This window comes from Pseudoalteromonas ostreae (genome assembly GCF_018069805.1).
In the GTDB taxonomy this organism is placed as follows: domain Bacteria; phylum Pseudomonadota; class Gammaproteobacteria; order Enterobacterales; family Alteromonadaceae; genus Pseudoalteromonas; species Pseudoalteromonas ostreae.
The window spans coordinates 70,901-95,413 of record NZ_JAGPYN010000013.1 but is presented as its reverse complement, the minus strand read 5'-3'; the positions used below and the strand labels follow the sequence as shown (position 1 = coordinate 95,413).

General features: G+C 40.4%; 22 protein-coding genes and 2 tRNA genes. 13 read left to right on the top strand and 11 right to left on the bottom strand.

The features are described 5' to 3' along the window. Positions 1-111 precede the first annotated feature (111 nt). On the bottom strand, positions 112-2,292 hold the full coding sequence (locus J7338_RS12115; protein ID WP_210797293.1) for a S9 family peptidase: 2,181 nt from the start codon (positions 2,290-2,292) through the stop codon (positions 112-114). A 168-nt stretch (positions 2,293-2,460) separates the two neighbouring features. Continuing rightward, entirely contained in the window at positions 2,461-6,516 is a 4,056-nt protein-coding gene (locus tag J7338_RS12110; RefSeq protein WP_210797292.1) for a S8 family serine peptidase, read from the bottom strand. A 233-nt stretch (positions 6,517-6,749) separates the two neighbouring features. Here J7338_RS12110 and J7338_RS12105 point away from each other — a divergent pair, with 233 nt between their 5' ends. After that, positions 6,750-7,220, top strand: coding sequence for a DUF2721 domain-containing protein (locus J7338_RS12105; protein ID WP_169019725.1), 471 nt, complete (start codon positions 6,750-6,752; stop codon positions 7,218-7,220). A gap of 63 nt (positions 7,221-7,283) precedes the next feature. On the opposite strand, the gene J7338_RS12100 is transcribed toward J7338_RS12105, so the two are convergent. Together J7338_RS12100 and J7338_RS12095 are read right to left on the bottom strand one after the other, a co-directional pair. After that, a complete protein-coding gene (locus J7338_RS12100) occupies positions 7,284-7,817 on the bottom strand; it encodes a S8 family serine peptidase (RefSeq protein ID WP_210797291.1) in 534 nt (177 codons plus the stop codon). Positions 7,818-7,828: 11 nt separating this feature from the next. Continuing rightward, a complete protein-coding gene (locus tag J7338_RS12095) occupies positions 7,829-10,168 on the bottom strand; it encodes a S8 family serine peptidase (RefSeq protein WP_210797290.1) in 2,340 nt (779 codons plus the stop codon). Between the two features lie 221 nt (positions 10,169-10,389). Here J7338_RS12095 and J7338_RS12090 point away from each other — a divergent pair, with 221 nt between their 5' ends. After that, a complete protein-coding gene (locus J7338_RS12090) occupies positions 10,390-10,842 on the top strand; it encodes a c-type cytochrome (protein WP_210797289.1) in 453 nt (150 codons plus the stop codon). Positions 10,843-10,910: 68 nt separating this feature from the next. Here the strand turns inward: J7338_RS12090 and J7338_RS12085 are convergent, their stop codons facing one another. Next, positions 10,911-11,567 (bottom strand): cytochrome b/b6 domain-containing protein, encoded by a 657-nt coding sequence (locus J7338_RS12085; RefSeq protein WP_210797288.1) that lies wholly within the window; start codon positions 11,565-11,567, stop codon positions 10,911-10,913. Between the two features lie 123 nt (positions 11,568-11,690). Here J7338_RS12085 and J7338_RS12080 point away from each other — a divergent pair, with 123 nt between their 5' ends. Both J7338_RS12080 and J7338_RS12075 read left to right on the top strand, forming a co-directional pair. Continuing rightward, a complete protein-coding gene (locus J7338_RS12080) occupies positions 11,691-12,395 on the top strand; it encodes an AzlC family ABC transporter permease (protein ID WP_210797287.1) in 705 nt (234 codons plus the stop codon). After that, positions 12,395-12,694, top strand: coding sequence for an AzlD domain-containing protein (locus tag J7338_RS12075; RefSeq protein ID WP_210797286.1), 300 nt, complete (start codon positions 12,395-12,397; stop codon positions 12,692-12,694). Before J7338_RS12080 ends, J7338_RS12075 begins: the two co-directional genes overlap by 1 nt. 14 nt (positions 12,695-12,708) lie before the next feature. Here J7338_RS12075 and J7338_RS12070 read toward each other — a convergent pair whose 3' ends face one another. Continuing rightward, entirely contained in the window at positions 12,709-13,863 is a 1,155-nt protein-coding gene (locus tag J7338_RS12070; RefSeq protein WP_210797285.1) for an iron-containing alcohol dehydrogenase, read from the bottom strand. Positions 13,864-14,037: 174 nt separating this feature from the next. Between J7338_RS12070 and J7338_RS12065 the strand changes: the two genes are divergently transcribed. Both J7338_RS12065 and J7338_RS12060 read left to right on the top strand, forming a co-directional pair. Further along, positions 14,038-14,910, top strand: coding sequence for a LysR family transcriptional regulator (locus J7338_RS12065; RefSeq protein WP_210797284.1), 873 nt, complete (start codon positions 14,038-14,040; stop codon positions 14,908-14,910). Between the two features lie 95 nt (positions 14,911-15,005). Beyond that, positions 15,006-15,497, top strand: coding sequence for a glutathione peroxidase (locus tag J7338_RS12060; RefSeq protein WP_210797283.1), 492 nt, complete (start codon positions 15,006-15,008; stop codon positions 15,495-15,497). Positions 15,498-15,546: 49 nt separating this feature from the next. On the opposite strand, the gene J7338_RS12055 is transcribed toward J7338_RS12060, so the two are convergent. Next, entirely contained in the window at positions 15,547-15,735 is a 189-nt protein-coding gene (locus J7338_RS12055) for a PA3496 family putative envelope integrity protein (RefSeq protein WP_145240019.1), read from the bottom strand. A gap of 407 nt (positions 15,736-16,142) precedes the next feature. Between J7338_RS12055 and J7338_RS12050 the strand changes: the two genes are divergently transcribed. Further along, the gene (locus J7338_RS12050; RefSeq protein ID WP_210797282.1) at positions 16,143-16,940 is read left to right on the top strand and encodes a YggN family protein; all 798 of its coding nucleotides are present in this window, start codon (positions 16,143-16,145) and stop codon (positions 16,938-16,940) included. Positions 16,941-17,024: 84 nt separating this feature from the next. Here the strand turns inward: J7338_RS12050 and J7338_RS12045 are convergent, their stop codons facing one another. Continuing rightward, entirely contained in the window at positions 17,025-18,467 is a 1,443-nt protein-coding gene (locus J7338_RS12045) for an aminotransferase-like domain-containing protein (protein WP_210797281.1), read from the bottom strand. Between the two features lie 116 nt (positions 18,468-18,583). On the opposite strand from J7338_RS12045, the gene J7338_RS12040 reads away from it, so the two are divergent. Continuing rightward, the gene (locus tag J7338_RS12040) at positions 18,584-19,513 is read left to right on the top strand and encodes a DMT family transporter (RefSeq protein ID WP_210797280.1); all 930 of its coding nucleotides are present in this window, start codon (positions 18,584-18,586) and stop codon (positions 19,511-19,513) included. 77 nt (positions 19,514-19,590) lie between these two features. On the opposite strand, the gene J7338_RS12035 is transcribed toward J7338_RS12040, so the two are convergent. Next, positions 19,591-20,445 (bottom strand): diacylglycerol/lipid kinase family protein, encoded by an 855-nt coding sequence (locus J7338_RS12035; protein WP_215909068.1) that lies wholly within the window; start codon positions 20,443-20,445, stop codon positions 19,591-19,593. Between the two features lie 323 nt (positions 20,446-20,768). Here J7338_RS12035 and J7338_RS12030 point away from each other — a divergent pair, with 323 nt between their 5' ends. The 5 genes from J7338_RS12030 (at position 20,769) to J7338_RS21130 (ending at position 22,478) form a co-directional block, all read left to right on the top strand. Then, the gene (locus J7338_RS12030; protein WP_210797279.1) at positions 20,769-20,909 is read left to right on the top strand and encodes a hypothetical protein; all 141 of its coding nucleotides are present in this window, start codon (positions 20,769-20,771) and stop codon (positions 20,907-20,909) included. Positions 20,910-21,120: 211 nt separating this feature from the next. After that, a tRNA-Ser gene (locus J7338_RS12025) sits at positions 21,121-21,211 on the top strand. Positions 21,212-21,262: 51 nt separating this feature from the next. Then, positions 21,263-21,355: transfer RNA gene (locus tag J7338_RS12020), tRNA-Ser, on the top strand. Positions 21,356-21,677: 322 nt separating this feature from the next. Then, positions 21,678-22,055: a hypothetical protein gene (locus J7338_RS12015; protein WP_210797278.1), complete on the top strand. Its 378-nt coding sequence runs from the start codon at positions 21,678-21,680 to the stop codon at positions 22,053-22,055. Positions 22,056-22,343: 288 nt separating this feature from the next. Continuing rightward, the gene (locus J7338_RS21130) at positions 22,344-22,478 is read left to right on the top strand and encodes an LbetaH domain-containing protein (protein ID WP_415837803.1); all 135 of its coding nucleotides are present in this window, start codon (positions 22,344-22,346) and stop codon (positions 22,476-22,478) included. Between the two features lie 45 nt (positions 22,479-22,523). Here J7338_RS21130 and J7338_RS12005 read toward each other — a convergent pair whose 3' ends face one another. Beyond that, positions 22,524-23,312: an amidohydrolase gene (locus tag J7338_RS12005; RefSeq protein ID WP_210797277.1), complete on the bottom strand. Its 789-nt coding sequence runs from the start codon at positions 23,310-23,312 to the stop codon at positions 22,524-22,526. After that, positions 23,300-24,442 (bottom strand): methionine aminotransferase, encoded by a 1,143-nt coding sequence (locus J7338_RS12000; RefSeq protein WP_210797276.1) that lies wholly within the window; start codon positions 24,440-24,442, stop codon positions 23,300-23,302. The genes J7338_RS12005 and J7338_RS12000 overlap by 13 nt, the downstream gene beginning before the upstream one ends. Positions 24,443-24,513: the final 71 nt, after the last annotated feature.

The window sequence follows — 24,513 nt, the reverse complement described above, 5'->3', positions numbered from 1 at the left end:
TCGTCGAAGCTGCTAAGTTAGAGCAAGTGAGCTGAACCACAACACTCAATTTAGATAAAAAGAAAGGCGTAACCTAAGTCACACCTTTTTTCGTATTGCTTAAAGCGCGCTTTATTTTTTAATACCTGCTAAATCTAAGATAAATGCATAATTTAGAGCTGTATCTTGAAGGCTTTTAAAACGCCCAGATGCGCCGCCATGGCCTGCTTCCATATCAATTTTAAACAGTAATTTATTATCATCGGTTTTAAACTCACGTAATTTTGCAACCCATTTTGCTGGTTCAAAATATTGCACTTGAGAATCATGCAGGCCCGTGGTGACCAGCATATTTGGATACGCTTGTTTACTCACTTGATCGTACGGTGAGTACGACAGCATATAGTCATAATATAGTTTGTCATTTGGGTTGCCCCACTCGCCATACTCGTTGGTTGTTAATGGTAAGCTCGCATCTAACATAGTGGTCACTACATCAACAAATGGCACAGCCGCAACCATCCCCTGATAAAGCTCTGGTGCTTGGTTTGCCACAGCGCCCATTAATAAGCCGCCCGCACTGCCGCCCATCGCGAATATTTTTTCTTGCGCGCCATACTGCTGGGTAACTAAGCCTTTGGTTACATCAACAAAGTCATTAAAAGTATTCTTTTTATTGAGTAGCTTGCCATCTTCATACCAAGGACGACCCAGCATTTGTGAACCGCGTATATGCGCTATCGCAAACACAAAACCACGATCTAGTAAGCTTAAACGACCGCTTGAGAAACTTGGATCCATGGTTGCCCCATACGACCCATAGCCATATTGTAACAATGGATTAGTGCCATCTTTTTTGAATTTATCTTTGCGATAAACTAAACTCACCGGTACTTTTACGCCATCTCGCGCAGTAATAAATAGTCGCTCCGATGCATAATTATCGGCATTAAACTCGCCAAGTATTTGTTGCTGTTTAAGTAATGTTTTACCACCTGTATTTAAGTCAATGTCATAGCTGCTAGCGGGTGTGGTCATACTCGTATAATAAACACGTAAGTTTTGATTATCGAGTTCATTATTACCGTATGTAGCAATCCTATAACTGCTGTCATTAAAGCTCAGCTGCTGTTCATCACCCGACTTTAAATTGCGTATCGTTAAACGAGATTGCCCCATTTCACGCTCTTTATACACTAAATGGTTAGTGAACAAATCGATGCCTTCAAGCTTAATATCATCACGCGCGGCGATCAGTGTTTGCCAATTCGCAGTGTCGTGCGCTTTATCTTTATCCACCGTCATTAACTGAAAGTTTACTGCGTTAAGGTTAGTGACTATGTAATAAGTATCACCGAGTTTAGCAATGTCATATTCTAGGTTTTCTTCACGTTCAATTAAGCGCTTTGGCTGTGCCTTGACGTCATTAGCATCAATTACCGATACACCAGCAGCCGTGGTACTGCCATGCCAAATATAAATTTCTTGTTTGTCTTTACTCTTACCAAGGCCAGTGAAATAACTTGTGTTAGTCTCTTCGTACACTAACTCATCTTGTGCTTGTGACGTACCTAACGTATGGCGATAAACCTGATAACCTAACAATGTCTGTAAGTCTTTTTTAATGTAATAAAAAGTTTTATTATCATTCGCCCAGACGATATCACCATCGGTCCCTTCGAGCTTATCTTCTAGTAATTTACCGGTCTTTAAATCTTTCACTAAAATAGAGTAGATACGTCGACTTACCGTGTCTTCACCATATGCTAATAAGTGACCATTTGGGCTGACAGATAAACCTGTTGCCGCGAAATAGTCATGGCCTTTTGCCAACTCATTTACATCTAATATAACGTGTTGATCAGTGCCTTTATCATCGCTACTGCGAACATACGTCGGGTATTCATTATCCCCTCGCGTTTGCGATGAATAATAATAATCGCCACTTTTAGTTGGCACGGAGTCATCATCTTTTTGAATGCGCCCTTTTAACTCTTCGAACAAAGTAGTTTGTAAAGCTTTAGTATGCTTTAGCATCGCATCAGTATAGGTATTTTCTGCATTAAGGTGTGCTATGACAGCTGCATCTTTTCGTTCATCGTCACGTATCCAATAGTAATTATCGGTACGCGTATCACCATGAATAGTCATTTCGAAGGGGATCTTATTGGCTATCGGTGCAGTTACATTAACCACTGCAGCTTCACTCTGTACAGCCTCGGATTTTATATTATTTTGTTCTGGGGCTTTATTACAGCCCACTAAAATAGCTAACGACAAAGCCGCTAACGCAAATGATTGACATGTTTTCATTGTATTCCCTAGAGTTATTATTTTTCCACTCCTAGCAATATATCTAACTAGCTGTTGATTACCTATATTAGTTTGTAAAGCAATGTAAAAAGGGAGCCTAAGCTCCCTTTGTTTGATTAACTTTGCTGGTTAGTCACTGATAATTAAAATGACTAACTAAACAATCAATTACTTTTGTTTACGGCGGCGCATAAATGCAAATGGTGCTGCAAGAAGCGTTAACCATGCTAGTGAACCAGAGTTATCATTGTCGTCATCATCGTTCGCACGTAGATTGTTAACACCAACAACAACACTCACTACTTTAGACACATAGCCTTTGCTATCTTCAGCTTGAACACTGAATACGATTTCACGGTCAAATTCGTAATCAATTTCGCTAGCTGTAACAATTGTTCCATCTGCATTTACTGAAACTAAATGACTACCCGATACAATAAAGCGTTCAACTGGTGATACATCAGAATCAGGGTCCGAGAATGCCAAAGTCCCTATTACTGTTCCTAATGCTACATTTTCGTCAATTCTGAAACGCTGATTCATCTCAATCATCGGTGCATGTGAATTAGGATCAATTTCCACGTTAAGCATTACAGTCACAGGTGCAGACTCTAAACCGCTATCATCAGTTAGCATAACTTCTAACTCAAGTGTAGGCATTGCATAATGATTTAGGTTACCAGTAACGACCAATTCACCCATTTCATTAATTGCAATTACGTCTGAACCTTTAACACTGCCTGAAACAATCATCGTTGCTGAACTTTCGAAAAGCTCCGCAGCTAGCTTACCAATAACCGTACCTTCCGCTGCAGATTCAATCACGTTGAATTTTTGACCTTCAGCAACAACTGGGAGTTCATCAGCTACGTTATTGATTGTTACAGTAAATGTTACTGGCGCAGACTCAGTACCAATAACGTCAACAGCTTTTACTGTAATTGTAATTTCTTTAAGACCAGCGTCTGAATCAATTAAATCAGTGTTATCAACAATGATATCACCAGTATCAGCATCAACAATAAGACCTGGTGCCGACATACTCATAGTTTCAAAATAAGCAATATCAAGTGCAGCTTCTGCATCTAGTTTGATTGTGCCAATGGTTAAACCTGTTAGCATTGTTTCGTCGATTGCAAAATCTTCAATTACTAGGTTAGGTACTTTAGGTGCACCAGAAATATCTCGTGGCGCAGATAAATAAACCTTCGTTGCTGCAGGTGATGTAAGAGCAAACGCACCTCTAGATTTTACAATGGCTTTTTGACCTGGTTCTAGTTTAGTGATTGCATTATCTACGCTATCAGTCGCATACATTGTTACTGCAGGGTTCGCTGTAAACACAGTAGAACCAGCTGCACTATCTGTTTCGAAAAATACACCAGCCTGATAACTTGGGTAACCAACAGAAGCTGCAATGTTAATTGTGCCTCCCAACATGTTCGCATCTAATCCTAACAGATTACTACATCCAGAGAAGGTCACTGTATCTTCGCCAGCAGCATGATACATCGGTGTACCCCACAGCCACACATCCTCACCCGCGGCATCAATTTCACCAATTAATGTACGGCTGCGCCCAGCTATTTCTGCTGTACGGCCAACATCATTAAGATTCATCATAAAGTGATCATAAACACCGTCATTATCAATATCGAGGTTCATACGAACACCGACTTGACGCATATGGGTAATTTCATCTCGTAATTGAATTGAAGAGGTAATAAACACTCCTGAATCACATGTTTTTGATGTATTAGCGGCAAATGTAGTGCTAAGAATATCAAAATCTATCCCTGTATTTTCAGGGCTAGTTGCAACGACCTGCTCAGAAGTTGGTTCTACAGCCAGTGCACCAACGTTCTCAACAACTAACTGCGTAGAACCATCAATATCTTCAAAAGAGAATTCTAACTCAGCGCCAGCCTTAGGTAATGCATGATAAACAATGTGTAAGTCGTGATCTGTATCGGCTGTTGAAGTATCATCAAATACCAATGCACCATCAAATTCAGCCATAGTCAGTGACGGACTACGAGCTGCTAAATCCTCTTGGTTAAATGGGTTTTCTAATGTCCATTCATGTAGTTTAGATGGATCAACTGTCATGGTTACTTCGAATGTTGTTACCGTATTTGCCGCAACAGTTACGCTCCCAGGAATATCAAAGCTAACAGCACCTGTATCTACATCATTCATATAACGCTCTTCAATACGAAGGTCATATGTTTTGTCTGCATCAGAGAAGTTTTTCAGCGTCACTGTTTTTGTAAAGCTGGTTGTTTCTGTCATGCGCTCTAAACCGAACGATAACGCAGCCTGTTTAGTTTCATACTTTTCATCTTCAACCCATGCAGCAACAGGTAAACTAACCGCTTTATCAACATTCACTAAGCCTGCACCAATGGAACTAATTGGTGCAAGTGGTGAATCTGGGTTAATACTAATAGGATCTACGGTTACGTTTAAATCAGCCGCATTCATGATGGTCGCTTTAATTTCAAGTGCAGTACGATCAGGATGCGCTTCACGAACTAATGCAACAGCACCAGCAGTAATCGGACCTGAGAACGAAGTACCTGTGGCTGGAGCTAACTGATCTTGTGTGCCCGTTGCCGCTACCATAATATCAGTACCTGGGGCTGTAATTTCAGGTTTTAATAAACCATCCATTGATGGACCACGAGATGAGAATGGTGCAACTGCACCCGCAGCAACTTTACGCTCAATAGTGATAGTATATGTTGGCATTTCATCTGCTGCTAAAGCCGCTTTCATTGCTGCCCCTGCAGCAAAGTTAATACCGACATTAGGAATTGTTACTGCGGCATTAAAGCCACCCATTAAAGCCGGCGTACCATCATCAACATTATTTGCTACAAATACAAACTTAGCACCATTAGCTTGAGCGTTTAATACTTTTTTAGTGAAATCACAGCTACCACGGTCGATAATTACCGCTTTGCCAGTAAAGTCAGTTTCAGCAGAGAATGCCACACAGCCATTTTGGTTTTCTTCAGGATAAACAACTTCAGCATCAGCATCTGTCATTACAAACGCAGTTTGTGGACCAAAATCTGACGGCTGAATTGTGGTCGCTGCGCCTTCAATTGTGCCTGACGCAATGCCAACATCATTTGCAGGGTGCGTCATCGCGCCAACAGATAATGCGTTTGGTGTTGTAGAAGGACCACCAATGCGGAATGGGTTATCACCATCATTACCGGCAGAAATAACAACGCTTACACCACTCTCAACCGCTTTTTGAATTAAAAACTGCACACCACCACCGATGTATGTGTCACCAAACTCTCCACCTAAAGACATATTGATGACATCAACTCGATCTTCTGAGTCACCATCACCATTTGGATCCATAGCGGCTTCTAATGCCGAAACCTGTGCTTTACTTGGACAACCGCCGCCACACACTGAATACACGTATAGCTCCACCGCTGGTGCAATACCAGTTACAGAGTGAGATACAGATGTACCATGGCTAGTTGGTGCATCTTCTTTTGTAGGAGTGACTGGATCATTTTCAATTGGGTCAGCATCATTACGTATGAAGTCATGACCACCCATAACTTGACCTTGTGGCCAACTCACTGCTGCTGGATCTGCTTGAGCTGCCTCATAAGCTTCAACGGTTCCTTCACCACCAAAAATCTTATGTGTATAATCAATGCCTGTATCTAGTACAGCAACAGTTTGCGTTGCACCTGTTACTGTACTATTTGTTACTAATGGTGACGCTTTGATGTAGTCAGCGGTTGCTGCAACATGAAGGTCGTAATCAAACATAGGTAAAACACGCTCTACGCGTGAGTCTTTTGCAATTCGATCTAGCGCACCTTGACTTGCTTGAACAATTAACGTCGGTGCCAAAATTTTAGTAGAACCAAGTACTTTTACATTACTATCAAGAGTAAATAACTTATCTTGAACTTGGCTTTGTAACGTTGCTACTTGGTCATAACTTTGACGAGCATCAGAAACATTATAGGCACCTTGCTCCATCATATCAGCTGCTGTTTTTGCCTTTAAAACAACAAGGTATGCTGATGGTTGATTTTTATTAACAATATCGGTCTGTGATACTGGTGTGTAGCTAGTATTCTTAAGTGCGCTGTTATTTATAGTATTTGCATTTACAGCACCTGCAACTAAGATACTTGTTACAGCGGTTGCAACCGCCGTTCTTTTGATTAGATTCTTAGACATGATTTCCCCTAGGATATGTTATGTATTATTGTATTTATTGATGATCATAAATTAAGTGCGAGACTAATATAGAACCTAAACACCAAAAATGACAACAACTTGATTACATGAAAACAACAAAAAACAAACAAAATTATCAACCACTTGTTTTTAAAATAAAAAATACAAGAATAGAATGTAAATATTTGTAAACAGAATATTTAAAACCCACCACTATACCCAAAAGGAAAACAATGAACTCTGATGTTATAAATATTTTAACAATGGCAAAAGTAATCCAAACAGCCGTTGCGCCGGTTTTTTTAATTACTGGTATTGCTGCTACGCTGGGGGTTTTATCTAATCGCTTAGCCCGAATTACCGACCGTGCTCGTCAACTTGAACGAAAATTAAAGGTAAGTACCGATGAAGAATTTAATTCATCGCTAACAACCGAGCTACGAGCACTGCTGAAACGCTCTCGCTGTATCCATATTGCCTTTAGTTTAAGTGTATTAAGTGCGGTACTTGTTTGCGCCGTGGTCATGCTGTTATTTTTGTCACATATTCAATCTATTAATTTGGGTGTTTCTATCGGCAGTTGTTTTGTTGGCGCAATGGCACTACTTATTTGTGCATTTATGTCATTACTAGGTGAAGTCTTCTTAGCAACGAGGAGCATGCGCAGAGGTATGATATTTGCTGATATTGATATAAACGACTAGCTAAAAAATAAAACCTCAGTTAAAGCTGTTCTAACTGAGGTTTTACATATTATTTGTAAATACTTATTGCGCGGTATAAATAGTTTCTAATACTTCTATTTTAGCCTCTTTAGCAACACCTGATACTTTTAATTGCTTTGCTGCAATTTGAATATCTTGGCCATTATTGACTGCTAAAACAACAAGCTTTGTACCAGGAAATACAGATACAACTTTCAACCCAGCGGCCGAAGCGGCATCGCTTGCGCTTACACCTTCTTTTAAAAGCACAGTAAGGTTGCCGGATAAAGCACTTAGATTGTCCGTTAAAATATTACGTACTAACGTCCCTTTCGTTACGACATCAGATGAGTTTGCAACAGTAACAACTGACATTTCACCTTTTTGCATAACTACATACTCTTCTGAAGCAAGACTTGAAGGCACTAGCCGTAAGCCTTTCTCTATCTTGTAAGAGCCAAAATCAGCCTTTTTAAACTTCAAGTTAGCGACTTGGCTTTTAGGTAATTGAAGCTTCTTGTCAAAGTCAGCATGTGCTGTTGCACCAAACGAAATACACGCAGTAGCACCTAATACGATTAATTGTTTTACTTTCATTTTTATCATCCTCACTCTTGACCTGCGTGACCGAATGCACGAATAGATGCACCCTCTAAAACACTCAAAGCTACGTTGTTAGTAATACCTGTTGCTTTTAGGTAATTACCGCCATTGTCACCAAGTACAAAGCTATCAGCGCTGGTATCTAACAAGCGAATAGTCCACGTTCCTTTAGTTGATTCACCATAAAATGCGTTAGACATCATTACAGCATCTTTTAAAATATAGCCAGAAATAAAGCTCAAGTCGCTGCTCAGCGCGGGCAAGAATAGCGCTTGTTTAGATGAAAGCAATACACTTCGCGTACCCGCTGGTGAAGTAACTTCGATAGCTAAATCGCTACCCGCAGAAGTTTGCGTCCCATCACTTAAACCAGAGCCCATTTCTGGATTGCTCACATCAAATTTAAATTGCATTGCCTCAATGTTTAACTCTTCTGTAACTACAATTTCTTGCGTTATACCTACTGCATTGTTGTCTGGGATTTCAAGGGCTAGTGCATCTTCCTCCGCGACTGAACCGACACCATTCCATGCAGTAATAACTTGCTCACCGAGCTTAATATCGTACTCTTTAGCCATTTTTACTGCTTTACCAGCATCAACACGCCCAAAGCCATATAAGTTATTAAAGCTATAACCAGCACCGTTTTTAACCCAACCATCATGTGCAACAAACTCACCATCCGCAATAGTTAATTTAACAGGGGTATTTTCAGCATCAATCAATGTACTCGTTGAGGCCAAAATGTGACGAACATCTCGCCATGTTAAGTCTGGGTTAGCTGAAAGAATTAGTGAGACTACTCCCGATGCATTTGGGGCAGCTGACGATGTACCATTAAACGTAGATGTATAGTTACAACTTGCGTTGTCCTCATTACCAGGGTAGTCAAAGGGGAACTGGCTTATAGCAAACTCTTCTCCATACGCTCTAGTAAAGACTGCAACAGCATCACTATTAAAGCCAGAGTAACCGTTGATACATGTCATCTGATCCGTTGTTACCATAGCTGGAGCCCAACGCCCTGCTTCACCAGCTGGCGCTGACACCATTAAGTTTGCACCTGCATTTGAGTAGCTAGTATGCTTACCATTAGCATTCACGGCTGCAACACTTAAGTAGTAAGGATGGCCTTGGCTAGGCTCAAATGCGCCATTATAACAAGTTAACCCTAAATCATGAGCACCGTTATCAGTACATAAAGATCCTTCCAATGCGTTATTGCCACCATCACCGAATGAGTTACCACTAGACTTAATATTTAATGCACCCTTACCATCACGAAGGTATAAATTTGGATAAGACTCAATAGCTTCATCTAATTCTGAATAAGCTATAAATGCAGGGACTGTAATACCATAACTACGGTTAAATACGGAAATACTCTCTACTGTGCTAATACCACTACCAGGAAAACCATGAGCAAGCAGCTCCTTTTGCGCGATTTTATCATCGCCAATATAATTCATACCAATCAAGCCAGTATCTGGTGCAACACCACGGCCACCTTTACCATTCCAGCCTTTTGCTGCAATTAAGCCCGCAACACTTGTACCATGATCACCACTATTTGCCGTACTCGTTGGATCTGTGTGATCAAGGGCACTAGCATTCAAATTTAAAGAACGATTTGGTAATACATTATCTATCAGATCTTCATGACGGATTTCCATACCTGAGTCAATTACAACTGCTGTTACACCAGCTCCAGTAACACCTTGCGCATAAGCAGATAAAACATTCATATCTTCACCAGCGACAAGCTCTTCCGCCTCTGCTACAGCAAAACTCTCATCATAACGAGCCTGTGCATCCTCTTCAGTAAAACCACGCTGATTTACATGTAAATCAATTAAGCCTTGTTTCATCTCATTGCTAAGAGAATATGCTTTTTGGCCTGTGTTATTCAGGTGCCATTGCTGATTTGCAAGAGGATCTCCAATAATGCCTGATATATTAATTTGTGCCGAAGCCGTTTTACCGTTGGCGCTTACAGTGTAATCAATCACTGTATCTTCAGTCGATACAGGAACATAAGTAAATGATGAACCATCAATAGTTAACATACCTTGACTAAAAGTAAAAACACCATTTTCGGAAAGAACCTCTTCTCCATTTTCAGCAAAGCTAAATGAAAGCGCATCACCATCTTGATCGCTCGCATTAAAGTCTGCCGTTACAGGCAGCCACTGTTTTAAATCAGTCACGACAACATCGCCAGCTTTAGGCGCTACATCAGTAACAACTGGAACTGTATTATCCTTATCATCGTTGCTACCACACCCTGATAGTGAAATTACTATCGCAGCAGATAGCACAGACACCTTAAAAATATTGTTTTTCATATATGCTCTTCATTAATTATTTTTATGTACCCATAACGTACACCCCTACGCCGTCAATAACAACACGGCATTTACAAACATTCACAATAAATCCATGAAATAACAATGTAAATTTCATGTATCATTAATCTGTACTCAAGCAATATCTATTTTTGCTTTGAACCAAAGCGCAAGCTAATATACAAAAAGCTAGTTAAGAACCCTTAAAGGAGTGTAGTAAAGTGAAATTGAAGCAAGTATTTATCGGGGCGTTATTATCAACATGTACACTTAGTGCAACTGCCAATACAGCATTTGAAGAGCCTAGCGACGCCATTGAGTACCGCCAAGCGGCATTTTCAATGATCCGCGTCCAAATTGGTGATATGGGTGATATGCTAAAGGGCAAAGTACCTTTTGATGCTGAGCGTTTTAAGCACCGCGCAAATAATGCCGCTGCATTATCAAAAATGCCATGGGAAGCGTTTGTTGCAGGCTCTGACAAAGGCGAAACATCTGCATTGCCTGTTATTTGGAGCGATAACGAAACCTTTATGAAAAAAGCGGTAGCATTTCAACAATATGCTGATGAACTAGCCGTTGCCGCGCAAACAGGTGATAAAAAAGTAATTGCTAAAGCATTTGGCCCATGGGCTAAAGGCTGTAAAGATTGTCACACATCATTTAAAGACTAATCTTTCATGCGATAAGCTTAAAACTAAAACGGCGCTAAATTAGCGCCGTTTTTGATCTGTTGAACCGTTTAACTAAACAAGTAGGCCACAGGTTCTGCGCCCCATGTCATCAATAATGCCGTAAATACAACGACAAAAATAATTATCGCAGTCCACGGTGATTTTGTTAGCTCTTCATCATTATCTTTATTTTTTTCAGCAGCATAGCCCGTAACCATTGCTTTGACTAAATTTTTGCCTTTAATACGATAAATTACAATTGCCAAAATATGGAGAATAATCGCGTACAACAATAAATCAAAGTTTTTATGATGCACCCAGCCGGCCCATTCAACTACATTACTTGATACATACTGCACTAATGGGCCGTCTGTCAGAATGTCATCGGTGGTCATTAAGCCACTTATCAATTGCGCCAACAATAAAGTAAAAAATGCCAACACCATGTAGCTGCCCGCTGCGCCATGACCCGGTTTATTATCTGTTTGTTTAAATGATTTTAGTACTGCGCTAGGTGGATGAAACAATGCACTTAACTTAGCTGTTTTGCTACCAATCAAGCCCCAAATAAGGCGTGTTACTAGTAACGCTAAGGTGAAAAAGCCAGCCACAAAGTGTAATTCCATCATGCCTTCTTCAGCACTAAAATACAGCGCTGCAATTGCAATAACTAACAACCAATGGAAACTGCGAATAAACCCATCCCATACTTTAATTTTGTGCATGCTTAACCTCTTTTACGTAAAAGCTTATTATTTCAAACTTTTGTTAATTTAGCATCTTTGCTGTTCAGGGTTAATTGTTCTATGGCAGACTAAGGGCATTAATTACCGTAGTGAAAATCATTAATGACACTTAGCACCAAACGCGCACTCCTAAAAGGCTTTTTAGATATGTTACCGCTGTGTTTAGCGGTGATCCCTTGGGGGATATTATGTGGCTCTTTAGCAATTCAAAATGGCTTTACTGCTGTTGAAACTCAAGCTATGTCGTTACTGGTATTTGCCGGCTCGGCGCAGCTTGTTGCCATTGAACTAATAGCTGGTAACACGTCATTACTGACCATTTTATTCACCACCTTTATTATTAGCTCACGGCACTTTTTATATGGTTTGGCTGTGCGTCACAAAGTGATTGATCAACCTATGCGTTGGCGCTTACCGGTAAGCTTTGTACTCACTGATGAACTGTTTGCATTTTCCCATCACCGCAAAGCTTATCGAACTAAAACTCGCTTGATCTACGCGCTCAGTGCCGGCTTTAGCTTTTATATTACTTGGAATTTGTGGACATTAATTGGCATCGTAGCGGGCAGTCTGCTTCCTGATCTCACTAATTTAGGCTTAGACTTTGCTATTGCTGCAACTTTTATTGCATTAGTAATTCCAGCTATTAAAAACCTCGCTACATTAGCAACGGTTGTCAGCTCTGGTGTTGTGGCTAGCGTTTTAAAAAGCCAAGGCTTTGAATTATGGTTAGTGGCTGCGGCATTAACGGCGATGACTACCGGTTATCTTATTAGCCGTATACGAGGTAAATTGGAGCATAACTGATGATGACCATTATTTTACTCATGGCGTGTATTACCTTTTGTACCCGTTACTTATTTTTACATCGTGACCTACCATTTAAAGTTGGCCCGAAAATGCAGCAGTTTCTAAGTTTTAGCGCACCGGCGGTACTTACCGCGATTTGGGTGCCGATTGTGTTTGTCACAGACAAGGGGATAAATTTAGATTGGCAAAATCCATACCTCAGTGCGGCAATAGCAGCCATTATTATCGCGTATAAAACGCACAATATTTATTACACAACACTGGTCGGTATGGGTTTATTTTTGATCTTAAATTAGCCTTTTTGGCTAATTTAAACGCTGGCTAATAAAATAGCGCGGCTTTTATCAAGCGTAACTTGCTGACGTTCACCCAATGCCGTCATCCCATGGCGCTCCAGTTGCTCAACAATTTTATTAGCAACTTCTTCGCCTAAATTATAATCACTTAAACGCGTTGGCATATTAACACTGTGAAAAAACGCTTCAGTTGCATTAATTGCTTGTTCAATTGCTGCATCTTCATCACTGGTATCTAATCCTAAAACGCGTTCTGCGTATTGTAAGATTTTACCGCGCTTAGTGTCTGTTTGCTCCGCCATCATGCGCGGTAGTACAATTGCCAAGGTTTGTGCGTGATCAAGACCATACACAGCCGTCATCTCATGGCCTAACATATGCGTTGACCAATCTTGCGGTACACCCGCTCCAATTAAGCCGTTTAATGCCATCGTTGCTGACCACATAATGTTAGCCCGTACTTGATAGTTATCAGGCTCACTGAACGCTTTAGGGCCCTCTTCGATTAAGGTCATTAAAATACCTTCAGCGAAACGGTCTTGAAGTTTTGCACCTACGTCATAGGTCAAGTATTGTTCCATGGTATGTACAAACGCATCAACAATACCGTTTGCCACTTGACGTTTTGGTAATGAGTAAGTCACCGCCGGGTCGAGTACTGCAAATTGTGGCTGTACTAATGGACTCGCAAACGGCAGTTTATCGTGGCTATCAAGGTTTGAAACCACACTAAAAGAATTTGATTCAGAACCCGTTGCTGGCAAAGTCAATACAACACCTAATGCTATTGCTGATTTTACCTCACCGCCTTTAGCTAGAATATCCCATGGCTCGCCGTCATAATTAGCTGCTGCGGCAATAAATTTACTACCATCAATTACCGAACCACCGCCTACAGCAAGAATATAATCAACTTGCTTTTCTTTAACCAACGCAACGGCTTTCATACATGTTTGGTAACTTGGGTTAGGTTCAATACCGGCAAATTCAAACCAAGTGTGTTCGCTTAACGCCGCAGACACCTGATCATAAATACCATTGCTTTTAATACTGCCACCGCCATAAGTAACAAGTACCTTTGCGTCTGCCGGGATCTCATTTTTGATTAAGGCAATTTGCTGTTCGCCAAAATGAATCTTGGTTGGGTTTGCAAAACTGAAATTTAACATGCTTGCTCCATTGCTTTGAGGTGCTCATTATTTAGTGTGAGCTAAAATTTGCTGACCACCTAATTGTAGGGATTTAAGCATTAATTTAAAGACTAAGCTCAGAGAATCACTTTTGCACAGTTGCAACAATAGATGATATAAACTGTAATTACTTAATATTTTGAGAACTAAATTATGTGGCATGGCCTTGATGAATTTTTACATGTGGTTGAACATGGCAGCTTTACCAAAGCAGCCAAAGTCATGGAAGTATCAACTTCACATATTAGCCGCCAAGTACAGCAACTTGAAAACCGCTTAGGCTCATTGCTATTTCAACGCACCACCCGAAAAATAAGCCTCACCGATGTCGGCCGCGAATATGCCGTAAAGCTCAAAGCAATTAAACAAGAGCTAATTGATGCCAATAACCAACTACAAGGTGAGCAACGTAAACCCAAAGGGATCATTAGAATTTCTGGTGCTGGTGAATTTGTTGCTTGTCATGTAGCACCTAAAATTGTTGAGTTTGTAAAGCGCTACCCTGAGGTTGAGGTAGATATGGACTTCAACAATCGTAATGTCGACTTAGTTGAAGAAGGCTTTGATTTAGCGATCCGTTTTGGCCGCATGCAAGACTCCAACTTAATTGCACGACCACTTAGCCCGCGAATCATGACCCTCGTTGCTAGTCCAGAATATTTAGCACATCACCCGACGCCAACTACACCCCAACAATTAACAGCACATAATTGCTTAATTGCCATGGGAAAACGTTGGCGCTTTAATTTTACCGGCGATATAAAAGAAATAAAAGTTGCCGGCAACTGGCGCAGTAACCATCCGCGCGCACTATTATCTGCCACATTGGCAGGCTTAGGCATTGCCCATTTAGCCGCTGATATTGTTGATGAGTATATTGAAAACGGGCAACTAATTACCTTACTTGATGAGTTTCAGGTAACAGACAATGCCTCTTGGTTAGTGTATCCACGTAAAGATTTAATGCCGTACAGAGTGCGATTATTAATTGAGCATTTACTCACAAGCTTTAAACATATAAATTAAAATTAAATTGCCTATGTAATGTGATGATAATTGAAGCTGTATGTCTATCACAACTCAGGATAGAATTTAACAAACAACAATAACAAGAGAGTAACATGAACGACTTCTATCAACTTTCAGCCAGCAATCTGCAAGGCCAACGCATTGATTTCTCAGATTTCGCAGGCAAAGTTGTGTTAATTGTCAACACTGCCAGTCAATGTGGCTTCACCCCACAGTACGAAGGTTTACAACAATTACATGCAACATACGCGGATCAAGGGTTAGTAATTATTGGTTTTCCGTGCAATCAATTCGGCAAGCAAGAGCCTGGCGGCGCAAAAGAAATAGCGCAAGGTTGTTTAATTAACTACGGTGTTGATTTTGTGATGATGAACAAAATTGATGTTAATGGCAAAAACGCCCACCCCGTATTCAGACATTTAAAATCAGCATTACCTGGATTTTTAACCCGCAAAATAAAGTGGAATTTCACTAAGTTTTTAGTTGGCCGCGACGGTGAGGCAATCAAACGCTTTGCACCATTTACCAAGCCGCAAAAAATCGAAGGTGCTATTATCAAAGCCCTTAAAAGCAGTAATACCTAAACTCTAAAAGCAATAAAGAGGCAAATTGCCTCTTTATTTAAATTATCTCTTAGTCGTTCAAATACTCATCTAAGTCATCATCGCCCAAGTTTTTACGCAAGCGTTTTTGCTCAAGGTAGTCTTCCAACTTTTTCTTAACCTTTTGCTTATTCTTGTCGTGTTGATTACGCCCGACCATTTCGTACTCGTCTTCAACAAAATCGTCATCTAGCGCATCGTAACTAAATGTCTTACCCACAACCCACTCCATAAAGTGTTTGAGACCAATTAAGGATTTTTTATCACTATCATTGGTAAATTAAAAATGTTCAGCACTATTTCACCGTATGAAAAAGCACCAAAATAAAGCCATAACGCGATTCTAAAATAGTGTTATGTCGATATTGTGAATAAATAGCGCTAAATTTGATTTCTGGAAAGTGAGAGTTTTTTATCGAAACGATAAGCATCTTTTATGCATTAGAGTGAATTAGTCAAAATGACTAAAAAATCGCTTTTTTATAATCTTTAAATACAACCAAAAAAGAACAAAAATTTATTAACCCATTGTTTTTAATTATTAATAATAGTTGGCACTAAGCTTGATATATATTAAATAGGTTAAATGTGTACTAGTCATAATCAACAAATTAGCAGGAAATAAAAATGAAAAAATTACTATTAATAAGTGCTTTATTCATTGCCACAGGAGCAATGGCACATAATGATAATGAGACGAATATTTCTTTTAGCGGCGACACATGTGCCGTTGAATTTAAAAATGATGTGCGCATTAAGCCAAATGAATTAGAAATTTATACAGCTGATAACCACACCATGACTTTTATAAATAATGGCGAGTTAATGATTGATGGCCAAACTTTGGTACTAAACAGTCAACAACACCAAGCGCTCAGTAATTATTCAGACAGCCTGCGTAGCCAATTACCAGAGGTTGCGAATATTGCTCTTGAAGGTGTTAAAATTGCCGGGGTTGCCATTGAAGAAGTCGCCAATGCATTTAATATTGATGGCCTAGATAGCATCAATGAATTAATGGCTGATATTCAGGTAGAAGTACAAAACACCTTTTACCAACAAGGTGCTTTTGTACTGGGTCAACAAAGCTTTAACCAGTTTGGCGAAAACTTTGAAAGCCAATTTGATGAGCAAATAGAAAGCGCCGTACAAGCTGCGATGATGCAATCGATGGGTAGTATTTTAATGGCTGTAGGCTCAGAACTAATGGGCTCTGGTGGCGATATGCAAACCTTTGAACAGCGCATGGTAAACATGGGGGCTGAAATTGAAGCCAAAGTTGAGCAACAAGCTAACGAGCTTGAAAAACGCGCCGATGTACTGTGCGGTAATTTTTCAACCATTGCAGATCAAGAGCAACAATTAGTTAAACTAGTTCCAGAATTGAAAGACTACCAATTATTTAGTTATAAACAAAATAACTAACCTGAACTCAGGTTCTAAACGCTAAAAGTTTGATATCCCTTTAGCAGCAGTCTTTTTTAAAAGATGCTGCTTTTTTATGCCATGCTATTTCTTCGCTAAATGTACTAACTCACCTAGCTTTATAATCGCTTGCTCAATTTTTTCACCCCATGGCAAACCATAACTTAGTCGAATACAACTGCGGTATTTATTGGTGGCTGAAAAAATATAGCCCGGAGTAATGCTAATGCCACTTTCTAATGCCAGTTGAAATAGTTTGACACTATCGTAAGCCGCACCTAAATCAATCCAGATCACACATCCGCCTTGCGGATCGCTGATCCTAGCAGTACTCGGAAAGGCTTGTTGTAAACACCAGATCATTCGTTCTTTATTAGAACGTAGGCGCTGTCGCAGTAGCTTTATATTGCGATCATAATCACCACTTGCTATAAATTCATATAACGTCCACTGGTTGATCAGTGACGTAGAGCAACTCAATGCACGCTTATAACGGCGCGCTTTGCCAGCGAACTTTCCGGCAATCAACCAGCCAACACGATAACTCGGCGCCGCAGTTTTAGAAAACGATGCACAGGTTAATACCAACCCTTTTGTTGAGTATGCTTGAGCGGGTGTGCCACGCTGTGGGGTAAAATATAAATCACCATACACATCATCTTCAATTAGCACCACATTTCGAGATTCCAATAACTCTACCAATTGTTTACGCTTATGATCAGGCATAAAACTACCGACAGGATTATTGATCGAAGTAGAAAACACACAGGCTTTAATATCGTGATCATGTACAGCCTGGCTTAGATCATCAAGCCAGATCCCATCATCAGGACACAATGGGATCTCAAGTGCCTTTAGGCCCAAGCTTTCGATCAGTTCAATGATACCAAAATAACAAGGTGACTCGATCGCCACTACATCACCTACTTTAGTGACACATTTTAGCGCGATCGCCAGTGCTTCCTGTGCACCGTTGGTGATCACAAGCTCTTGCGAGTCAACACCAATGCCAAAATCTAAATAACGATGAATTAACTGCTTTTTCAATGGTGCAAAACCATCCATCGCACCATAATTAATGGCGCGACTGCCGGCAATCGACATAACACGGCGCATCGTACGGCTTAGCATTTTATCGGTTGGAGCAGCAGCTACAGGATTAGCAATGCCAAACGGTACGACATCGGCTTGATGGATTGCATCATATACTTGCTCAATTAATGCCTGCATGTTAACCGCAACTGCCTCACGATTAAGTTTAACTCGCCTTGGTCGCGCTAACTGACTGTGTACCGCTTTTAAAAAATAGCCTGATTTTTCTCGTGCTTCAACCAAACCTTGTGCTTCAAGTGATTGATAAGCCAATTTCACTGTCGGAATACTAACATTGAGCTTAGTGGCCATTTTACGTAATGAAGGCAGTTTTTCGCCTGGTAATAGCATTCCTTGCTCACTAAGTTCACGCACCAGCTGCATCACTTGCTGATATAAAAAATCATGATTGGTTTTGCTGATCACCTGCGACATAGTCGACACCTTAAAGTCGTACAATCTGTATAGGTTGCATTTGTAGTTTTCTGTGTATGTTAAGTATACAGAAGTAGCTTAAAATAAACACTTAATCGACATACTGGATCAAGGCAATGAAAAGTATCGTACTTTATGTACTCACCGTTTTAATTTGGGGCTCTACCTGGCTCGCAATCAAATTTCAACTTGGCGATATCGCGGTTGAAGTTTCACTCTTTTATCGCTTTAGTTTGGCTGCAATCCTAATGTGGATATGGGTGAGTATTAAAAAATTACCGATGAATTATAGCCGTCGCGATCATGGCTTCTTCGTATTACTAGCACTGTGTAACTTTGGACTTAATTATTTAGTACTTTACTGGGCACAACATTATTTAACGTCAGCCATGGCATCAATCGCCTTTTCAATGCTGCTATTGATGAACATTGTAAATACTCGATTATTTTTTGGTAAACCCATCGCTAAACGTATTTATATGGGTGCATTAATTGGCGTAGTGGGTATCGTAAGTTTATTCTGGCCACAACTACAGCAGTTCGACTTAAGTAATGGGGAATTGGTCGGTTTACTACTTGCCTTAGCCGGCACCTTTGTGGCTTCATTAGGGAATATGGTCAGCGTACGTAACTCCCAGCAACAAATTGGTGTTATGCAAGGCAATGCATGGGGCATGTTATACAGTGCAATTGGGCTGCTATTTTATGTATTCATGACTGATGCTAGCTTGAGCTTCTCTGCACCTACTAGTTACTGGTATTCATTAGTTTATCTAGCTGTTTTTGGCACTGTAATAGCATTTGCATGTTACTTTGCACTACTAAAAAATATCGGCCCAGAACGTGCCAGCTATGTGATTGTGCTATTTCCATTAGTTGCAGTTACGTTAAGCACATTATTTGAAGGCTTTATTTGGCAGAGCAATACATTTATCGGTTTTAGTTTAGTACTAATAGGTAACGCTATCGTACTGACCCCAACCAAAAGAATTAAAGCGTTTTTTGCAACGCGATCATTGCAGCAAAAAAGCTCCATCCCCAGTTAGAATGCGTGTATACGCAACTAACGCCAAAAGCGCCTACTTGTTAGGCGCTTTTTTATTACTAACATATTACTCGTCATTTAGCATTGCGGCATACAAAAACGCAACGCGAGCGGATGAATAGTCACCACCGCTGGGGTAACGCCTACCAGCTCACCATCTGCTTCGATTGGTAAATCAGGCGTATTTATATAAGCAATGGTTAAGCGCTGGTAGTTGAGCCCTTTCATACCGTGGTGATTACGTAGTAATAAGCGCACAAAACTATAGAGGTTACCTAACAAGCCACGCGCAGGCATGCGATAACACTCTAAATAGCCGCTATTCAATTGTGCTTTTGGCGCTATCATCAACCCACCACCAAAATAATGATGATTTGCAAATACAGTAATAAAATTACCATATTCGCATTGCTGCCCTGCAAAACTCCCAGCCAAGCGCGTAGCCTGATAAACGAATAAACACTTAAAGCCAGCTAAACTATAACTTAAAGCGGATAATGCAGGCTTGGTTTGCAATGCCTGTACTACATGCGCATCAAAACCAACCCCCGCAATATTAATAAAGTAACGGCTATTTATTTGGCCAATATCGATTTTTACTTGATGATCACTAAAAATAGCATTACGCCAAGCTGAGTTTGTACAGCCAAAGCCGCGTGCAAAATCATTACCCGTCCCTTGAGGCAATAACGCCAACGAGCAACTCAATCCCATCAATGCGTTTACAGCCAAATGCAAGCTGCCATCACCACCGAGCACAACAACGCGCTTTTGTGACTGAGCCAAAACCGTTATTTTTTGGCAATCATTGGTAAAATGTCCTGTGGTGTAAAAAACAGTGTAACTAATTTGACGTTTTTGACACTGCTCTAATAACCACGTGCAATTTTTTTTATGTTTTTTTTGCGTACATAGTTTAATAATTATTAGCATCTGGATACCAGCCTATTCAAAAGTAGAGAAATAGACACTTTCAAAAAATAAATTAATCTGAATAATTAGTCACTTTATTTATTATCTAATGCATTAAAATATCAGAGCTAGTGTAATATTGCTTTTAAACAAGTGATTTAGGTAAATTTAAATTTCATAAGCATGCATAAAACTCAGTACGCACTATCTGAATAATACCTTAATAAAAACAATTCGGATTAGTTATTTCTATCTGACAACCCTAATTTTTATCGTTTTATTTTTGTGCAAAAAAAGCTCAAAATAGCCGTGTTGTCAAAACAGACATAACCCGGAGCAAAGTAATGAACCCAGTAAATACATTAAACGAAAATGCAGCTACCCATATTGCAGTAAAACCGACCAACCGCAAAGCAAAAATGCTTGCCAGACTTAACCGTTTCGGCAAAAAACTAGCTCTTGGCGGCGCAGTTCAATACAAGTAATCACCCAACCATGATTACTTTAGCGGTGCAGCAAACACCCAACCACTAAATGAAACTACTTATTTAGCTCCCTCGTTTGCTGCAACCCCTTCTTTAAACTCCCTAAAAACACCTTTTTTATAAAAAAACCTCTTTTTTAGAACAAAAAAACAGCAAACGATCTTTTTCCTATTTACACACCCCAATCACCTGCGTATTATTCTTTCCCAACGGAGAGATGGCAGAGTGGTCGAATGCACCGGTCTTGAAAACCGGCAGGGGTTTATAGCCCCTCTAGGGTTCAAATCCCTATCTCTCCACCATTATTACGTTTTGGTGGTTCACTCGATTATCAAAATGACAATTTATGCGCCGGAGAGGTGGCCGAGTGGCCGAAGGCGCTCCCCTGCTAAGGGAGTATAGGGTTTGTAGCTCTATCGAGGGTTCGAATCCCTCCTTCTCCGCCATTTAATAACGAAAAAAGCCCCGCAATTTATTGTGGGGCTTTTTTTGTTGTTAAAAATGGCAGAAGGCGGGTGAGAACCCTCGACCAGGGTTCGACAAAATGTCTGGAACATTTTGGGCCGCTGCAAGCGCCTCCCGCGATTGATTACATGGACGTAAGCAAGCCCATCCTTCCTTCTCCGCCATTTAATAACAAAGAAAGCCCCACTATTTACAATGAGCAATTTAAGGGGTATTTTTCTATATAAAAAGGCTTGGCATTGATTTTACAGTTAATTTACTCAAACTGCACCATATTGAAAGATGGCAAAAAAGGAAAGATAGATGAAAGGAATATATTGTGGGTACTATGATGAAGAAATGGAACAAGATGTACCATTACAACCAAGCTTAACTGAAGCAGTATCATTTTTTAAAAGTTTCATTTGGGAAAATAAAAGTGAAGAATCATCAATGAAAGTGATAATACTGCAAATTCCAGATATGGATGATGCCTCTTTACAGATTTCTACCCTAGAAGAAAACAAATGGTGCATATCTGCTCACGTCTCAAACCGCAGACGTTTTTTAGGCCCATTTTTTAAACGAAATACCTTTAAAATCTTTATAGATAAAAATGAGCTTGAGACAATAGAGATAATCACTTCATTTTATCAAAACACATTAGAGGAATTCACCGCATTGCTGAAGAGTAGCAAATGATACGACTGGACAGTCCTTTGTAGTTCCGCAAGTTAACCTACTAGTTAATTCGACGCTAACAGTTTTACTTAAACGGACTAACCTCATGAGTTCAACAATGACTAAACTTGAAAAAATGCTTGCAGGTTTACCTTATCTAACCTCAGAGCCTGAGTGCATTATTGAAATTTAAAGGTAAAGCGTATCTTGAGTCAATGTTTTATTGTGACTATGGCTTTAATATTGAGCAGGGTGACAATTTTTATCCAAACCACAACCTCACTATTTTAGGTGTCTGCAAGGTAACGATTGGCTTGGCTTGGTGGCAATGTACCGGTATTACCAGAGGTGAATATTGATAATAACTCTGTGATTGGCGCCAGCAGTGTTGTGACAAAAGATATTCCTGCCAGCTCGGTAGCGTGGGTAGCTTGTGTAAAGTGATCAGCAGTATTGAGGCTAAATAGCCTCTCAGGTTTTTAACGCGGGTTAATCCTGCAAACTAAACCCATCAGCATCTAAATGCGCTGGGAAACTTTGCTTAAAGAGCTCAAGCGGCTGTTTGTCCAAAGTGATAATAACAACATCAGCTTTGTTATCAGTAGCGGCTGCTAACGTATCACCTTTAAAGTCATACACTGCCGTGCCGCCATTGTGCGCGACGCCATTAGCGTCATCACCAATACGATTAACGCCAATCACATAACACTGGTTTTCCATCGCCCGCGCCATTAGTAAGGTGTCCCATACTTTGCGCCTTGTAGCAGGCCAGTTTGCGACATTAACCATCACATCGTAGTCATTGCGATTGCGTTGAAAGACCGGAAAACGTAAGTCATAACAAACTTGCGGTAGAATTCTAAAGTCATTAAGGGTGAACACTTCACGTTGCTGCCCTGCGGTTACAAAATCGCCCTCTTTGCCCAAGCAAAATAAATGCCGTTTGTCGTAATATTTCACTTCGCCATTGGGCCATGCCCAATAAAAGCGATTAGCTTTTTTATTTCCTTGCGTTACCAATACCGATCCTGCAATTACCGCATTGCTTGATTTTGCCGACGCGATCATCCAATCAAGCACTTTGCCTTGCTTTAACTGATGATCCGGCTCTGCGCAATCAAGGTTAATAGCAAAGCCGGTGGCAAAGGTTTCTGGCAATAAAATAAGCTCTACTGATTTATCTATATCAGCTATTTTATTGCTAATGTGTGCCAAGTTGGCGTCTTTATCTAACCAATTAAGCGATGTTTGTATCAGTGCGAGGGTTAAAGTTGACATAAAATCTCCGCGGCTTGTAATAGCGTGGCGTCATTTTTGGCAAAACATAAGCGAATAACTTTATCGTTGCTTGGTCGCTGATAAAACACGCTTAGTGGAATGGCTGCAACGCCTGCTTGTTCTACTAACCACTGGCAAAATTCTACGTCATTTAAATCCGATACATCGCTGTAATCAAGCAGTAAAAAGTAGGTGCCTTCACTTGGTAAAATGGTAAAGCGGCTATCTTTTAGTGCATTACTAAGTACATCACGCTTTTGTTGATAAAACTCACTGAGCTCATCCACATGCTCACCTTGCTGTTCTAACATATCGGCTAATGCATGTTGTGCCGGCGTAAAGCTTGAAAAAGTCACATATTGGTGAATTTTACGAAACTCGACCGCAAGAGCAGCGGGTGCGATGCAGTAACCCATTTTCCAGCCTGTGCTATGAAAAGTCTTGCCAAAGCTTGAGATCACAAAGCTGCGAGCAAACAATTCGTTATCACGCAGCACACTTAAATGTGGTTGCTGATCAAAAGTAATATGCTCGTATACTTCATCACTTATCAGGTATAAGTCATGCTTAATTACCAAGGCTTTTAGAGCATTAATATCGTGCTGTTTTAACGTTTTACCACTTGGGTTATGCGGAGTATTAATAATAATAGCCCGCGTTTTGCTATTGATAGCCGCAGTCACCGTTTGCCAGTCAATTGCATAACTTGGAGCCTGTAAAGCAATATGAACTGACTTACCGCCAGCCAGTTCTATCGCAGGTTGATATGAGTCATAGGCAGGGTCAAACACAATGACTTCATCACCTTCGCGCACCAGCGCTTGAATGGCAACAAACAAGGCTTCAGTTGCACCAGAGGTCACGGTTACTTGCTGCGCCGCATCTATCTCCGCTGCATATTTTCGTTTTGCTAACTGGGCAATTTGTTGCTGCAGGCGCGGTACACCAGATGAAGGTGAATATTGATTAACTCCTTCAAGCACATAATGATTAAGCTGTTTTTTAAGTAGCTCAGGCGCATCAAACTCAGGAAAACCCTGCGATAAATTAATCGCTTCGAATTGATTTGCTAAAGCAGTCATTTGACTAAAAATACTGGTGCCTAAATTTGGCAATTTACTTTCAAACACTGGTTACCCTTAATGATGGTTTTGCGCCCAAAGCGATGCTATCATTGCTGTTAACAGAAGTATAGCCGTCT

What these genes read in the sequence shown, in the direction of transcription:
- J7338_RS12115 (WP_210797293.1), bottom strand. Translation starts at nt 2,292, where the DNA reads ATGAAAACATGTCAATCATTTGCGTTAGCGGCTTTGTCGTTAGCTATT.
- J7338_RS12110 (WP_210797292.1), bottom strand. Translation starts at nt 6,516, where the DNA reads ATGTCTAAGAATCTAATCAAAAGAACGGCGGTTGCAACCGCTGTAACA.
- J7338_RS12105 (WP_169019725.1), top strand. Translation starts at nt 6,750, where the DNA reads ATGAACTCTGATGTTATAAATATTTTAACAATGGCAAAAGTAATCCAA.
- J7338_RS12100 (WP_210797291.1), bottom strand. Translation starts at nt 7,817, where the DNA reads ATGAAAGTAAAACAATTAATCGTATTAGGTGCTACTGCGTGTATTTCG.
- J7338_RS12095 (WP_210797290.1), bottom strand. Translation starts at nt 10,168, where the DNA reads ATGAAAAACAATATTTTTAAGGTGTCTGTGCTATCTGCTGCGATAGTA.
- J7338_RS12085 (WP_210797288.1), bottom strand. Translation starts at nt 11,567, where the DNA reads ATGCACAAAATTAAAGTATGGGATGGGTTTATTCGCAGTTTCCATTGG.
- J7338_RS12080 (WP_210797287.1), top strand. Translation starts at nt 11,691, where the DNA reads ATGACACTTAGCACCAAACGCGCACTCCTAAAAGGCTTTTTAGATATG.
- J7338_RS12075 (WP_210797286.1), top strand. Translation starts at nt 12,395, where the DNA reads ATGATGACCATTATTTTACTCATGGCGTGTATTACCTTTTGTACCCGT.
- J7338_RS12070 (WP_210797285.1), bottom strand. Translation starts at nt 13,863, where the DNA reads ATGTTAAATTTCAGTTTTGCAAACCCAACCAAGATTCATTTTGGCGAA.
- J7338_RS12065 (WP_210797284.1), top strand. Translation starts at nt 14,038, where the DNA reads ATGTGGCATGGCCTTGATGAATTTTTACATGTGGTTGAACATGGCAGC.
- J7338_RS12060 (WP_210797283.1), top strand. Translation starts at nt 15,006, where the DNA reads ATGAACGACTTCTATCAACTTTCAGCCAGCAATCTGCAAGGCCAACGC.
- J7338_RS12050 (WP_210797282.1), top strand. Translation starts at nt 16,143, where the DNA reads ATGAAAAAATTACTATTAATAAGTGCTTTATTCATTGCCACAGGAGCA.
- J7338_RS12045 (WP_210797281.1), bottom strand. Translation starts at nt 18,467, where the DNA reads ATGTCGCAGGTGATCAGCAAAACCAATCATGATTTTTTATATCAGCAA.
- J7338_RS12040 (WP_210797280.1), top strand. Translation starts at nt 18,584, where the DNA reads ATGAAAAGTATCGTACTTTATGTACTCACCGTTTTAATTTGGGGCTCT.
- J7338_RS12035 (WP_215909068.1), bottom strand. Translation starts at nt 20,445, where the DNA reads ATGCTAATAATTATTAAACTATGTACGCAAAAAAAACATAAAAAAAAT.
- J7338_RS12030 (WP_210797279.1), top strand. Translation starts at nt 20,769, where the DNA reads ATGAACCCAGTAAATACATTAAACGAAAATGCAGCTACCCATATTGCA.
- J7338_RS12015 (WP_210797278.1), top strand. Translation starts at nt 21,678, where the DNA reads ATGAAAGGAATATATTGTGGGTACTATGATGAAGAAATGGAACAAGAT.
- J7338_RS12005 (WP_210797277.1), bottom strand. Translation starts at nt 23,312, where the DNA reads ATGTCAACTTTAACCCTCGCACTGATACAAACATCGCTTAATTGGTTA.